Origin of the sequence: Rhabdobacter roseus (assembly GCF_014202275.1) — a bacterium.
GTDB lineage: Bacteria > Bacteroidota > Bacteroidia > Cytophagales > Spirosomataceae > Rhabdobacter > Rhabdobacter roseus.
In genome coordinates, this window is sequence record NZ_JACHGF010000011.1 from 15,863 (window position 1) to 28,904 (window position 13,042).

14 protein-coding genes are annotated in these 13,042 nt (G+C 55.9%); 6 read left to right on the forward strand and 8 right to left on the reverse strand.

What is annotated here, in order from left to right:
* Nucleotides 1-171 precede the first annotated feature (171 nt).
* From HNQ92_RS23665 to HNQ92_RS23675, 3 genes are all read left to right on the forward strand, one after another.
* On the forward strand, nucleotides 172-996 hold the full coding sequence (locus tag HNQ92_RS23665; protein ID WP_221307534.1) for a YjbH domain-containing protein: 825 nt from the start codon (nucleotides 172-174) through the stop codon (nucleotides 994-996).
* Nucleotides 983-2,122 carry a YjbH domain-containing protein gene (locus HNQ92_RS23670; RefSeq protein ID WP_184178088.1) on the forward strand — a complete coding sequence of 380 codons (1,140 nt, stop codon included), beginning with the start codon at nucleotides 983-985 and terminating at the stop codon, nucleotides 2,120-2,122. Before HNQ92_RS23665 ends, HNQ92_RS23670 begins: the two co-directional genes overlap by 14 nt.
* A 254-nt stretch (nucleotides 2,123-2,376) precedes the next feature.
* Nucleotides 2,377-2,763, forward strand: a complete 387-nt coding sequence (locus HNQ92_RS23675) for a hypothetical protein (protein WP_184178090.1) — start codon at nucleotides 2,377-2,379, stop codon at nucleotides 2,761-2,763.
* Between the two features lie 254 nt (nucleotides 2,764-3,017).
* Here HNQ92_RS23675 and hemB read toward each other — a convergent pair whose 3' ends face one another.
* Nucleotides 3,018-4,001 carry a porphobilinogen synthase gene (hemB, locus tag HNQ92_RS23680; RefSeq protein ID WP_184178092.1) on the reverse strand — a complete coding sequence of 328 codons (984 nt, stop codon included), beginning with the start codon at nucleotides 3,999-4,001 and terminating at the stop codon, nucleotides 3,018-3,020.
* A 162-nt stretch (nucleotides 4,002-4,163) separates the two neighbouring features.
* Complete coding sequence (locus HNQ92_RS23685; RefSeq protein ID WP_184178094.1) at nucleotides 4,164-4,871, reverse strand: YetF domain-containing protein; 708 nt, start codon at nucleotides 4,869-4,871, stop codon at nucleotides 4,164-4,166.
* Nucleotides 4,872-5,059: 188 nt separating this feature from the next.
* On the opposite strand from HNQ92_RS23685, the gene gatC reads away from it, so the two are divergent.
* Nucleotides 5,060-5,347: an Asp-tRNA(Asn)/Glu-tRNA(Gln) amidotransferase subunit GatC gene (gene gatC / locus HNQ92_RS23690; RefSeq protein ID WP_184178096.1), complete on the forward strand. Its 288-nt coding sequence runs from the start codon at nucleotides 5,060-5,062 to the stop codon at nucleotides 5,345-5,347.
* A gap of 139 nt (nucleotides 5,348-5,486) precedes the next feature.
* On the opposite strand, the gene HNQ92_RS23695 is transcribed toward gatC, so the two are convergent.
* The 3 genes from HNQ92_RS23695 to ruvX all read right to left on the reverse strand — a co-directional run bounded on the left by HNQ92_RS23695 (nucleotide 5,487) and on the right by ruvX (nucleotide 7,439).
* A complete protein-coding gene (locus HNQ92_RS23695) occupies nucleotides 5,487-6,278 on the reverse strand; it encodes an amidohydrolase (RefSeq protein ID WP_184178098.1) in 792 nt (263 codons plus the stop codon).
* A gap of 126 nt (nucleotides 6,279-6,404) precedes the next feature.
* On the reverse strand, nucleotides 6,405-6,983 hold the full coding sequence (gene def / locus HNQ92_RS23700) for a peptide deformylase (protein WP_184178100.1): 579 nt from the start codon (nucleotides 6,981-6,983) through the stop codon (nucleotides 6,405-6,407).
* A gap of 42 nt (nucleotides 6,984-7,025) precedes the next feature.
* Nucleotides 7,026-7,439, reverse strand: a complete 414-nt coding sequence (gene ruvX / locus HNQ92_RS23705; protein ID WP_184178102.1) for a Holliday junction resolvase RuvX — start codon at nucleotides 7,437-7,439, stop codon at nucleotides 7,026-7,028.
* 252 nt (nucleotides 7,440-7,691) lie between these two features.
* Here ruvX and recJ point away from each other — a divergent pair, with 252 nt between their 5' ends.
* Both recJ and lptB read left to right on the forward strand, forming a co-directional pair.
* A complete protein-coding gene (recJ, locus tag HNQ92_RS23710) occupies nucleotides 7,692-9,401 on the forward strand; it encodes a single-stranded-DNA-specific exonuclease RecJ (protein WP_184178104.1) in 1,710 nt (569 codons plus the stop codon).
* A 101-nt stretch (nucleotides 9,402-9,502) separates the two neighbouring features.
* On the forward strand, nucleotides 9,503-10,234 hold the full coding sequence (lptB, locus tag HNQ92_RS23715; protein WP_184178106.1) for an LPS export ABC transporter ATP-binding protein: 732 nt from the start codon (nucleotides 9,503-9,505) through the stop codon (nucleotides 10,232-10,234).
* A 567-nt stretch (nucleotides 10,235-10,801) separates the two neighbouring features.
* Here lptB and HNQ92_RS23720 read toward each other — a convergent pair.
* From HNQ92_RS23720 to HNQ92_RS23730, 3 genes are all read right to left on the reverse strand, one after another.
* The gene (locus tag HNQ92_RS23720; RefSeq protein WP_184178108.1) at nucleotides 10,802-11,509 is read right to left on the reverse strand and encodes a hypothetical protein; all 708 of its coding nucleotides are present in this window, start codon (nucleotides 11,507-11,509) and stop codon (nucleotides 10,802-10,804) included.
* Nucleotides 11,510-11,583: 74 nt separating this feature from the next.
* The gene (gene recO, locus HNQ92_RS23725) at nucleotides 11,584-12,282 is read right to left on the reverse strand and encodes a DNA repair protein RecO (RefSeq protein WP_184178109.1); all 699 of its coding nucleotides are present in this window, start codon (nucleotides 12,280-12,282) and stop codon (nucleotides 11,584-11,586) included.
* A gap of 117 nt (nucleotides 12,283-12,399) precedes the next feature.
* Entirely contained in the window at nucleotides 12,400-13,017 is a 618-nt protein-coding gene (locus tag HNQ92_RS23730; RefSeq protein WP_184178110.1) for a low molecular weight phosphatase family protein, read from the reverse strand.
* Nucleotides 13,018-13,042 lie beyond the last annotated feature (25 nt).

Below are 13,042 nucleotides of genomic sequence, written 5' to 3' on the forward strand. Positions count from 1 at the left end.
TGACCCACTAAAAAAATGCAGGCTTATAAACCTGAGGTACGGTGGCTTTCTCGATAGAGAGTAGCTCCGGCAAAACGGCAGTACTACCCAAAAGCTGCGTTTGAACAACCGGGTGGGAGCTCGCTCTCGCCACTGGACAAGCTTACCTAATGGATTAGATAAAGTAGTACTATGGTGGACGTAATGTGCAATAGAAGAGGCGGGTTGATTCTGCCTTTTCTATTGTTGTTTTTTAGTATAGGAGCTTATGCCCAAATGAATATTTCGGGTAAGCCCGGATTAATATATATTCCGTCAGCCTGGGCAGCGGAAGAAAGCTCCTTTAGCTTTGGCTATAAATACAATCCTGTCCATTATGCATTTCGGCAAAACAGAAGGCGATCTGAAAGTATTTATCACGTCAATCTGGCTTTTCTCCCCCGTTTAGAAATCAATCTAAATCTTTTGAGGATGAATGGCGATTTGAGAGTCCAGGATCGTGGTATTGGTGATCGTCAATTGGATATCAAGTATCTACTGTTGAAAGAAACTTCCTATCGTCCTGCTTTATCCATCATATTATCCGCCCCGTTTGGAATTGATAATTCCTTTTCGAGCAATGCCATCGTAGCGAGTAAAACCATACCGCTGCTGCCTTCTTTCTATGCCGATGTAACGGTAGGCTACGGTAGTCCCTACTACATTCTGCGGGAGGAGTCGGAAAAAACGAATTTCGATATTTTTTCTAACTTGCAACTGCGGAAGAAAAAAGAACTTCGATATCGCTACTTATCGGGCCCACTGGCGGGATTGAACGTGCGTTACGGCAAAAAAGGGGGCCTTCTGGTAGAGTGGGACTCGCAGCATTTAAACCTGGGGGCGTATGCTATGCTCTGGAAACGGTGGACCATGCAGGCGGCACTTCTCAACGGAGATCAGGTTACTTTTGGTACTTCTTATATCATCGATCTTACTCCTTTACCCAAGCGGCTACGCACATCGGATGAAACGAAGTAAACTGCTCACGGTGGTGGTTCTGGGCCTGCTTCTGAGGCCCGCCCTAGCGCAGCCTGGCCTCAGCGAGACGGCCCGACAGCGCGTGCGACAGAACTTCGAAAATGTAGCATTGGATACTTTAAATCATACCGTTTATTACGAGCAGCGTCTTTACCGAAATCCTTTTATAGGACTAGCCGAAATGCGGCAGGTGTTAGATGACCGCCGCATTAAGGCGTTTGTTCCTATGATTCAGGGCGTACCGGTGGGGCGATACATGCTGAATTCTTCGCTCGACATGGAGCCGCTATCTGAGGATGAGCGGAAAAGCTACTACCAACAGTCCCCCTTTCGCTGGCAGAACTACAAATTCGATTTCTGGATACAGCCCGTTTTCGCGGCTATTTTTGGAAACCGGGAGCGACCCGTTCAGAGCAATACCAGTGTATTGCTACAAACTCAATTGTACCTCTTTCGGGGGCTGGTCTTCAACGGGGGTATTTTGTTTCCCATCACGAACCATCTGGACGGACGTCCGCAGATTATTCGCCCTGCGCCCTTGTTTCTCAACTACTTCCGAGCCATAGGCCAAAGCCAGTTCTTAAGCGCTACGGCGGGTACTTTCTACAATGACCGATACGGGATTAACCTTCAGTACCGTCACATGGACTTAAGCAGTCCGTGGTCGTTTGGTCTGGAAGCGGGTTTAACGGGATTTTACTATTATCCGCGGGGAGGAATCTATTATACTAATCTTAACGAACTTTTGCTCCAGGCCGATGTGGCCTACCGCCTACCCGTTCCCGATCTTACTCTGAAGCTCTCGGGTGGACAGTACCTGCACAACGATCGTGGGGTACGCTTTGACTTTATCCGGCAATTTACCAACGTTGAGGTAGGCTTGTACGCCATGAAGACCCGCAACGGAGCTACGGCTGGTTTTAACTTTGCGATCCCCATCCCACCGGGAAAAATTCTTCAGGGCGAACGCGCCCGACTACGTACCGGTGAAGAATTTCGCTGGGAGTATACCTACAGCCGTGGGTTTAGCATCGGCGAGCGCTACCGCGTGGGCTACCAACTGGACCAGCGCCTGCGGCAGTACCACCAAAACTACCTCAACCGCCAGTACCTGCAGCTGCGGTAAACCTCCTTCCAGGTACTTGGGGTTTTACATTCTTCCGCGGTATATCCTGGCTCGCGCCTGCTCTTCTTTCGGGGCGGTCACACGCTTGTACTTTTTGTATAAAATCTTGACTGTCAGTTTTTTTTGTAAAAAAACAAATAGGTTATGGTACCTTAGAAAGAAGTTCGGAAGCTGGGTTTTGTAACTTCGGGAAGATGTGTAACTTTCGTTTGTAAAAACCCACTATACTAGAATACCCCTATCTCCTCCGCCTTATGAAAAAGTCGAACATCTTTGCCTACGTAGAGCTATCGAAGCTGGCCAAGCGCCTGCAAGAACCGGCTACTACCCTGAAGGAAGAACTCAAGGCCCAGTCGGCCTACTTCAATATTATTCCCGCCAAGTACTTCTCGGAGACGCTGGTGGGAGACTGGGAGGCTATTCTTCAACGGGTACACCTCCAACCCGAATACAGTACGGCGGGTCGTGAAGCGACCTCGGCCAAAGTACCTTCCCGCCCCGCGGGGCGGCCTACCGCGGTAAGCCGCCTTCCTATGAATGCAGCGGCCTTGGCCATTGAGCAGATGTCGGAGGCGGAATGCAGCAAGCTGGCCAAGCAGATTTTAGCGTTGTTTCAGAAGCTGGAGAAGGAGTTTGTGTGACCTCACCCCCTAAATCCCCCTCTCCTTGCTGGAGAGGGGGACTTTTTGTTGATGGGGGTACCTTACTCTCACGCGCGGGAGGCGCTCCTCCCGCGGACCTCACCCCTAAATCCCCTCTCCTTGCCGGGAGAGGGGACTTTTTTTAGTAGAGTATCTTATTCCCTCTACCCCCGGGTTGGTTCGGGACGCGTAGTCCGGGACGCGTAGTCCGGGACACGTAGTCCAGCGCAGGGAGGGTTAGGGAAGGACAAAAGCTACTTGCCCTGCAAAAGCTCGGCGGCTTCTTTGGCGAAGTAGGTCAGGATGACTTTGGCTCCGGCGCGGCGGATGCTCAGGAGTACTTCGAGCATGGCGCGAGGGCCGTCGAGCCAGCCGTTTTGGGCGGCGGCTTTCAGCATCGCGTACTCGCCCGAGACGTTGTAGGCGGCGATGGGCAGATCGAAGTTTTCGTGGAGCGTGCGGATGACGTCGAGGTAGGACAGCGCGGGCTTCACCATGAGGAAGTCGGCCCCTTCGTCGAAATCGAGCTGGGCTTCTACCAGGGCCTCGCGGACGTTGGCGGGGTTCATCTGGTAGGTTTTCTTGTCGCCAAAGCGTGGGGCGGATTCGAGGGCGTCGCGGAAGGGCCCGTAAAAGGCACTGGCGTACTTGGCCGAATACGACATGATGCTCACCCGGCTGAAGCCTGCGTCGTCGAGTAGGTCACGAAGGTACCCTACCCGGCCGTCCATCATGTCGCTGGGGCCCAGGATGTCCGCTCCGGCCCGCGCCTGGGCCAGGGCCATGCGGCCCAGGATTTCCAGCGTGGCGTCGTTGAGGATCTCTCCGTTTTCGACCAGGCCGTCGTGCCCGTCGCTGCTGTAGGGGTCCATGGCGATGTCGGTCATGAGGGCCAGGTCCGGAAAGCGCTCCTTGATGGTACTGAGCGCGCGCAGGTACAAAGTACCCTCCCGGTGGCTTTCGGTGGCGTGCTTGTCTTTTTTGTCTTCGGGGTAGTTGGGAAACAAACAGATGGACTGGATGCCCAGGTCCGTCACTTCCTGGAGCTCTTCCAGCAGGGTATCCAGCGAAAAGCGGTAGATGCCCGGCATGGACTTGATCTCGACCTTCAGGCCGGAACCTTCCTGCACGAACATGGGAAAAATAAGGTCCGATACGGAAAGGGTGGTCTCCTGGACCAGACCGCGGATGGCGGCACTTTTGCGGTTGCGCCGGGGGCGCCGGGATATATACGTCATGGATTGATTCACATTAAGGTATAGCCCTTCGTGCGCCGATCCGATCCGTGGGAGCGGTCAGCCCACGGTGAGGCTTCTACAAAGGTCGATAAGGGGTCGTTTGAATGCAAATGGATTCTTGAGAAACTCGTCCCTAGGCAGCAAGTACCTCGCGAGGGGCCTCTACTTAACCCGCAAGGTACTTTGCGAGGGTACCCAGTGGAGGCCCCCGCAACGGTCGCAGAGGGGCTGGGCCTTGGGAGCCGGGAAGTGCACGGTGTGCCCACAGTGGCAGCAGCTGAAGGTACCTGCCGCGTCAATATGCTTGAGCGCGCTTTCAAGTACCTCGGGCCAGGTGGGCAAGCCGGGCGTCACGGCCTCGTCGGGCTGGAAGAAAAGGCTGAACTGCCCGCTGGCTTCCAGGTACACGCGCCGCACCTGACCCAGGTGCTCGACGTTTTGCAGCCGCAGCTGCGCGAACAGATCCTCCCGGTCCATTCCCCGGCTTTCCAGCTCGTGGGCGTAGAAGCCTTTCTCGTCGAGAATACAGACCGGCTCGCCCTGGAGCCAATTCTCTAGCTTCGGATTTTTATCGCCCAGGTAGGAGATGAATTTATACATGGCCAAAATCACGAGGAAGACCGTCAGGGCCGGCAAGAGCGCCACGTCGTCGTAGAACATGGGGTCCCCGGCGGCCGAGCCCAGCCCAACGATGATGATGAGGTCGAAGATACTCAGCTGGCGAATTTCGCGGCGGCCGCTGAGTCGAAAAAAGGCCAGCAGCACCAGGTACATGATAAACGTCCGGAAGCCTACCTCCAGCAGAAAGGCCCAGGAGGTACCATCGCCCAGGATGAGCCGCTGCCACTCAAAAGGTTTTATTTCATTCATTTGGGGTGACCCCGCGGGGGCCTGATCAGGATTGCTTTTATAAACGATAAACGGTTGGTCTGGAAGGGATCACCAGGCAGGCCCGTTAGGGGTACTTGCCCTTCTATCCTTTTAACAAAATTCCGTTCCCGACCCTCAGCCCGACAAAAATCAAGTACCTTTGTGCTCCTGAATACGAAGTACCCTGTATGAAAATTGACCACGATACCCTACACAAACTGGCGCACCTGGCGCGGCTGGACGTAAAGCCTGGCGAAGAAGAAGCGCTGCTGGCCAGCCTGGACAACGTACTGACCTGGATGGAGCAGCTCAACGAGCTGGACACGGAAGGTGTAGAACCCCTCACGCACGTGACCGGCGAAGTAAACAACTGGCGCGAGGACGCCGCCGAAAACCGCCTTTCGCGCCATGAAGCCCTGGCCAACGCCCCCAGCCAGGACGGCACCTACCTGAAAGTACCTAAGGTGATTGAATAAAGTACCTGCTTCGCGAAGAAGCCGCCGAGCTATTACAGCATAAGTAGCCTTACTGGTAAATAAATCCCCCTCTCCAGCAAGGAGAGGGTACGGGGTGAGGTTTAGCAGCAGGACTAATCCCCTCCCCCGCCGGGGAGGGCTAGGGTGAGGCATAATCAAACGCATCCGCATCCAGCAAAGCCGGGAAATCTTTTCGAAAAGCCTCCAGCGCCTCCTTGGAGAAATGCACCACCCGGGCGGCCTCGGCTTCGCCCAGATCGGTGATAACCTCGCCCAGGAAATCCACGGCCAGCGAGCCGCCTGCGTAGGGCCAATCGTTGCCATCGGTACCCGTCCGGTTCACGCCCACGACGTAGCTCTGATTCTCGATGGCGCGGGCCCGCAGGAGCGTGTTCCAGGCGTAGGCGCGGGGAGCGGGCCAGTTGGCCACGTAGAGCAGCAGGTCGTAGGTACTTTCAGGGTCGTTGCGGCTCCAGACCGGAAACCGCAGGTCGTAGCAGATCAGCGGGCAGAGGCGCCAGCCCTTCCATTCCAGCAGCAAGCGCCGGGTACCCGGCGTGTAGGTCTGGTGCTCCTGCCCCATCCGGAACAAATGCCGCTTGTCGTAGGTACGGCAGGTACCGTCGGGGTAGACGGCCAGCAGGCGGTTGTAAAAGTACCCTTCTTCCTGAATGATCACACTGCCCAGTACCAGGGCCTGGGTCTGGGCGGCGATCTGCCGCAGCCAGCGGGTGGTGGTGAGGTTCATGGGCTCGGCCAGGGCCGCGGCGTTCATGCTAAAGCCCGTGGTAAAAAGCTCCGGCAGCACGATCACATCGGCGGGCTCGGGTAGTTCGGCGATTTTTTCTTCCAGCGCCGCCCGGTTTGCCGTTGGGCTTTCCCAGTACAGGTCGGCCTGTACCAGCGCTACGGCCAGGGAAGGAGTTTTCATGGACGTGTTTTTATTATCCGTGATCAACCAGCAAGCTTGAGGTACTTCCGAAATTGAAACCTCATCCCAGCCCTTCCGTGCGACGGTCCGATCCTAGCAGGAGAAGGGTGTTTGACTAGTAGTTGGTTACCTCCGACTCGGGAAACGCATGCGGTAGCTGACATCCACCTGTCCTTTGGCAATATCGCTGAGCTTCTTCTTGAGGAGCTGGCGCTTGAGGGTAGGTAGGTAGTCGGTGAAGAGCTTACCCTGCAGGTGGTCGTACTCGTGCTGGATGATCCGCGCGGCCATGCCTTCGTACGCTTCCTCGATCTCGTTCCAGTCCAGGTCGCGGTACCTGATCCGCAGGCGCTCGGGCCGGTACACATCGCCCCGGATGCCGGGGATACTCAAGCAGCCCTCTTCAAAAGGCCATTCGTCGCCCTCCTCGTGCAGGATCTGCGGGTTGATGAATACTTTCTTGAAATCCACCACCGTGGGGTCGATGTCTTCTTCCTCCTCACCTTCGTTGAGCGGCGTGCCGTCTACCACAAAAATCCGGACGTTCAGGCCGACCTGCGGGGCAGCCAGCCCCACCCCTGAGGCCGAGTACATGGTTTCAAACATATCGTCGGCGAGTTTTTTGAGGTCCATTTCGTCCTTCTCGAGGGGGCGGGTTACTTTCCGCAAAACCGGATCTCCGTAAGCTACTATGGGATAAATCATCTATCTGCTCTCTATTATTTTATCAGTTAATACAATGCTTCGCTATTTTCGGCTCTCCATGTAGGATTGCAGGATGATCGTGGCGCTCACCTTGTCGATATTTCCTTTGACCCGCCGCTCGCGCCGGGAAGTACCTCCGGCAATCATGGACTGCAACGCCATGGACGACGTAAAGCGCTCGTCGTGCGTATAAACGGGAATATCGGGAAAGCTGTTCCGCAAACGTTTGATAAATCCCTCCACGAGCGGGGTGTTGTTGGTGGGCGTGTTGTCCAGCCGCCGGGGCATCCCCACCACGAAGGCTTCGACGGGTTCGCGGCCCGTGTAGGCTTTGAGGTACTCCAGCAAGTCGTGGGTACGTACCGTATCCAGCGCCGTGGCAATGAGCTGCAGCGGATCAGTGACGGCTATCCCGGTGCGTTTGGCACCGTAATCGAGCGCGAGGATTCGGGCCATTCGGGTACGGAAAGTACCTCTGTAAGGTACTTTCATTTTGGTTTCAAGCTGCAAAGATACAAACCTTTCCCATAGCGTACAGAGGGAATGCGCCCCGGCGTTCTTAGCCAAGACGTAATTTGCCGCTTTTTTCTTTTTCAAAGTACCTTATAAAGTACCTCCCTCGTTGTTAGAAGTACTTCCGGTCGTTGGGCCCCGGAGGAGGTACCGCCGCGAGCGCTACGAATGGAGATTTCCCCTTATCTTTGTGCCATGAACGAGAAACGCTGGATACGTAAACCCGAACTCACGCCCGAGCAACAGCAGGCAGCCAACGACTTGATGCAGAGCATCTACGTGGATCGCTTTCTGGCCACACTACTGGCCCAACGAAACATCAAAAATTTTGAAAGCGCCAAAGATTTCTTTCGGCCCGAGCTCTCGCAGCTGCACGATCCTTTTCTGATGCAGGACATGAGCGTGGCCGTGGAGCGGCTTTCGCAGGCCATGGCCCAGGGGGAGAAAATCCTGATCTACGGCGACTACGACGTGGACGGGACTACCTCGGTTGCGCTGTTTTACGGATTTTTACGAAAAATCTACGACAAGCTCGACTACTACATCCCGGACCGCTACGCGGAGGGCTACGGCGTATCGTGGCAGAGTATCGACTGGGCCCAGGAGCACGGCTTTAGCCTGATCGTGACGCTGGACTGCGGGATTAAGTCCGTGGATAAAGTGACGGAGGCGCGTCACCGCGGCATCGACTTCATCATCTGCGACCACCACCGGCCGGGCGCGGACCTGCCGCCCGCCGTGGCCGTGCTGGACCCCAAGCGCGAGGATTGCCTCTACCCCTACAAAGAACTCACGGGCTGTGGCGTGGGCTTTAAGCTGCTGCACGCGTTTTGCCTGCACAACGGCCACGACCTTGAGCCCCTGCTGAACCACTTGGACCTGCTGGTGGTAAGCATTGCCGCCGATATTGTACCCATTACGGGCGAAAACCGCGTTCTGGCCTACTTTGGCTTGCAACGGCTCAATACCACGCCCTGCGTGGGGGTCAAAGCGCTGATCCAGGTGGCGGGCTTCAGCTCCGCGCTGGACATTACCAACGTGGTGTTCGGGCTGGGACCGCGCATCAACGCCGCCGGGCGCATCAAGCACGCCCGCGAGGCCGTGCGGCTGCTGCTCTGCGACGACGAGCAGGATGCCCAGGACTTTGCCCTCGAAATCAATAAGCACAACCTCTCGCGGCGTACCTTCGACAGTACCATGACCGAGGAAGCCCTGGCGATGATCCAGAACGACACCTGGCTGGCCGACGCCAAAAGTACCGTCCTCTTCAAGGAGGACTGGCACAAGGGCGTGATCGGGATCGTGGCCAGCCGCTGCATTGAGCACTTCCATCGCCCCACGATCATCCTTACGCAGTCCAACGGCAAGGCGGCCGGTTCGGCGCGGTCGGTGCCGGGCTTCGATGTGTACGAGGCCATTGAAGAATGCGCGGAGCTGCTGGAGCAGTTTGGGGGCCATACCTTCGCGGCAGGCCTCACGCTTCCCGTCGAAAACGTGGACGCGTTTCGGCAGAAGTTTGAAGAAATTGTAAGCAGTCGCATCCTGCCCGAGCAGTTGATTCCGCGCATCGAAGTGGACCTGGAGCTGGAGCTAAGCGCCATCTCGCCCAAATTTTACAAAGTTATGCGGCAAATGGCTCCCTTCGGTCCCGGCAATATGACGCCCGTTTTTGCTACCCACGGCGTACACGTAGCCGGACGGCCTACCATCATGAAGGAGAAACACATCAAATTTGAGGTATTTCAGGGTGACTCTCCGCCCTACACGGCCGTTGGCTTCGGGATGGCCCACCTCTACCCCGACCTGATGAGCGGCAAGCCGTTTTCCATTTGTTATTGCGTGGAAGAAAACAACTTTCGGGGCAAGCAGTCGTTGCAGTTGTACCTCAAAGACGTGAAGTTTTAGGAAAAAATTCAATTCGCCAACGCGTAGTGCGCCGACGCCTGGCGGGAAAACCCGCTAAAACCTCAGGTACCTGCCCGCAGTGCTGCCCCCCAACCTTTACCATGATTCTTAGAACCGAAAATCTGATTAAAAAGTACGGAGCCCGGCTGGTCAACGACCAGGTGAGCTACCAGGTGGAGCAGGGCGAGATCGTGGGGCTGCTCGGTCCCAACGGCGCCGGCAAGACCACCTCTTTCTACATGGCGGTGGGCCTGGTGAAACCCAACAGCGGCAAAGTGTACCTGGACGACAAGGATATCACCGACCTGCCCATGTACAAGCGGGCGCGGCTCGGGCTGGGGTACCTGGCCCAGGAGGCGTCCATCTTCCGGCAGCTGACGGTCGAGGAAAACATCAAGGCCGTGCTGGAGATGTCCGATTTATCGCGGGCCGAGCAAAAGGAAAAAGTGGAGGCACTGCTGGAAGAATTCAGCCTGGAGCACGTGCGGAAAAGCAAAGGGATGGTACTTTCCGGCGGCGAGCGCCGCCGCACGGAGATAGCCCGGGCGCTGGCGGTGGACCCGAAGTTTATCCTACTCGATGAACCCTTTGCGGGTGTGGACCCCATTGCGGTGGAGGATATTCAGAGCATCGTGGCCAAGCTCAAACACCGCAACATCGGCATCCTGATCACCGACCACAACGTGAACGAAACGCTGTCGATTACCGACCGTGCGTACCTGCTTTTTGAAGGAAAAATACTAAAACAAGGTAGTGCCGAGGAGCTGGCCGCCGACGAACAGGTGCGTCGCGTGTACCTGGGGCAGCACTTCCAGCTCAAGCGAAAAATCTAGCGATGCTCCCTTTCCCTGCGGGGGAAAGGGCCGGGGATAGGGGCGTTGAAAGTATAAAGTACCTCTGCTATTTCTAATTTCATTACCCCCATGAAATTTGTTTCTTGATGACAGGAGTGGGAGTTGCGCGTTGCAAACGCTAATGAACGGCGGCAAGGTTCGCGTTGCAAACGCGAACTAGCGGCGGAGTTGTTCGCGTTGCAAACGCGAACTAACGGCAGCTTAGTCCTTTTTAGGGCACTTTTTGCAGTGTTTGCCTTTCTTCTTATACGCTTTGCAGCACTTCTTAGACTCACACACCTCCTGATTGAGCGGCGATTTGGCCCAAAAATCGTAATCTGCTAAAAAAGTCAGCGAGTCATTTACAGTCAGCACGTCCATACCAGTAAGCTATTTTTTTTGACAAAGGTACCTTTATTTAGAATAATTCCAAATGATTTCCCGGGATTCTTTCTACCACTGACCACGGGGCGCTAAGGTACCTGGCGGCTTACTTCCCGTATAAAAAGAAGGCCTGCTCCGTATAAGAGTCAGGCCTTTCCTTCGTATAAAGTACCTGGAAGTACCCTACTTTATTTTCTCCCACACTTCGTGAATAGGGCTGCCGGTGCTGCTATTGCCCGAGTGGTCCCAGCGGCCATCTTTTAAGGCCCAGTTGAAGCTGAGGTTGGCTCCGACGCGGTTGTTGTCACGCGAGAAGAACTCGATGCGCTCGGTGTACTTACCGTCTTTGACGGTGTAAGTACCTCCACCGGTGCCGTAGAAGCCCTTCACGGCCGGGTCGATGGCCGCCCACTGAAAGCGGGTCTTGGAAAGGATCTTCAAGGTCTTGCGGGTACCTTGCTGGTGGATTTTCGTCATTCCGCCCTGGTCGTTGGCCCGCTCGGTGATGTGCCAGGTACCGGCCATGTCTACGTTGGCGGCGTCATCAACGATCATCCATACCAGGGGTTCTTCGCCCTTGAAGCTCAGTACGCTGTCGATCCGCTCCACGGTATACACGATGGGTACCCCCACGGCCGCCGTATCGGCGGTATTGAACTCGGGCGTGTAGGTCAGCGTGTTGCCCTGGATGGTGAAGGGGCCGCCCTGGGTTCGGTCGAAGTACTTGTTCATGACGTTATAGGAAGCGATCATGAGGTAGTTGTCGGCCACAATCATCGTAGCGGTGCTATTGTTGGGTTGGGTGGCTTTCCAGGCCCCCTTGATGGACTTGGTTTGCGCCCAACCGCTCCCCAGCGTCAGGGCGAGTAGTAGAGTCAGTAGTGGTTTCATAGAGAATTGAGCTGGTTGATGAAACGAAATATACGTTAAAAAACCATTCCACAGTCAACTTACTTGCTTTACACTTAGTGAAGTACCTCCCGAAGTACCTCCAGCGATTTGATTTCCCCCAGGGAGTCCAGGTGTATGTTGTAAAAGAAAAGGATCATTTCCAGTAGCACCGCCCGGCGCGAGGCGTCCAGCGGCGCGGGAGTACCGTAGGGTGCCGCCAGAAAAATCAGCAGGGCCTCGCGCTGGGCGGCATCGAGCCGGTGGGGGTAGTGTCGCTGCGTCAGTTCCTCTTCAAATCCCTGGCTGGAGTCGAGCCCAAAGCCCAGGTAAGCCGCCAGCTGTAGCAGAAAATGCAGGTGGAAGTTCTGATACCCTTTTTCTGCCTCATCGAGATACCGGACCGAATCCTCAATGAATTGAAACAGCGGCTCGTTGCTTTCTTCCTCGCGCAGGGTTTTGCCGAGCAGCTCCGTAATAAAAAGCGCCAGGCTGGATTTGATCACCTCGAAAGGGAGGCTATGAAAAGGTACCCGGCATTTGATTTCGGAGATCCGGTGCAGGGCTTCCTCCCGGTTGGGCTTGTGGTACACCACCAGGTCCAGCAGCGTAAGGGGCTGGAAAAGCGCGATGCGGTTGGACTTGGCGCGGCTGCTCCGCACGCTATTGACGATGTAGCTCTGGATGCCAAAGGCCTCGGTGTAGATCTTGGCAATGATGGATGATTCGCGGTACCGAATATAACTCAGGGCAATGCCTCGGGTTTTGTGGAGCATCAGAGAAAACGCGCGGTGGAAAGGTGATGAGCCGCTACTTCCTACAAAAATACAAAAACCTCCCGACATAGCAGGAGGTACTTTAGGGGAGGTACTTGCCGGGTCTTGGTAAGGTACCTACAAGGCTGCCTGCGCAAAGACGTACTTCATTTCGGTGGCAATTTGTCGGCAGCGCGCGTCGTAGATGGTACTTTCTGCCGGGGTGTCGTCGGCCTCTTTGGGGTCCTGGTACATGACCGGGATGCGGCGCTCCGCGCCGGGAATGAAGGGACAGTTTTGCTCGGCCTGGCTGCAGGTCATGATGGCGGCGAAGTGCGCGGTCGGGTTAGGTACCTCGTCGTATACTTTCGAGAAAGCCACCATCGGCGGAGCCGCTTCGGCGTAGCGCATTTCGTAGGTTGGGTTTTCTCCCTCGGACGTCCGCCGAACGGCCAGCCCGGCCCGCTCCAGGGCCACCACCGTGCGCGGGTTGCAGGCGGTGGTTTCGGTGCCTCCCGAGTAGCAACGTACGGCGGGTACCTGGTAGTAGTGCGCCGCTACCTGCGCCCATACCTGCCCCAGGTGGCTCCGGCGCGAATTGTGCGTGCAGATGAAGGTAAGCTGCACCGGCTCGGCGCGGTCTATTTTTTCTTGAAGGTACTTTGTCAAAGGGGCCAGCACGGCGCGGCGCTCGTCGGACAGGGTACTTACGTCCAGCGACTCGAAGTACGTGCGGATACTGGGTAGTAGAGACATGGTTGGTTGGGTTAAAAAGAATACA